At 61.8% G+C, this 542-nt stretch carries 1 protein-coding gene; it reads right to left on the reverse strand.

Going from position 1 to position 542, the window contains the following annotated elements:
• Positions 1–542, reverse strand: a 542-nt coding sequence (locus tag AC1DRJ_RS32050; RefSeq protein ID WP_477805622.1) for a fumarylacetoacetate hydrolase family protein, incomplete at both ends; no start/stop codon positions are given.

The raw sequence follows: 542 nt of genomic DNA on the forward strand, positions 1-542 counted from the left end.
ACGCCAACTCGATAGGCTTTTTACCGCCCTCGGTGATTTCCAGCAGGCTGCCGAACTGACCGTTTTCCGGCCCGGACAAGGTGCCCGAACCGAACAGGTCGCCGGCCTGCAACTGGCAACCGTTGACGCTGTGGTGCGCAACCATTTGCGCCACGGTCCAGTACATATGTTGGGTGTTGCTGAGCGTCAGGCGATGGGCCGGCAGGTTTTGCTCGCGCAGGCCTTCAGTGAGCAGCAGCACTTCCAGTTCGATGTCGAAACCGCCAGCGGCTTGATCGCGCTGGTCGAACAGGTACGGTAGCGGCTGCGGATCGCCTTCTGGACGTGCCGGTTGAGCACGACGGAACGGCTCCAGCGCCTCGGCGGTGACAACCCACGGCGAGATGCTGGTGATAAAACTTTTCGAGAGGAACGGGCCAAGCGGCTGGTATTCCCACGCTTGAATGTCGCGCGCCGACCAATCGTTCAGCAGGCAGAAACCGGCGATGTGATCGGCGGCGTCACCGATGGCGATCGAGTCGCCCATCTCGTTGCCCTGACCA

It is taken from the genome of Pseudomonas sp. P5_B2 (assembly GCF_056400445.1).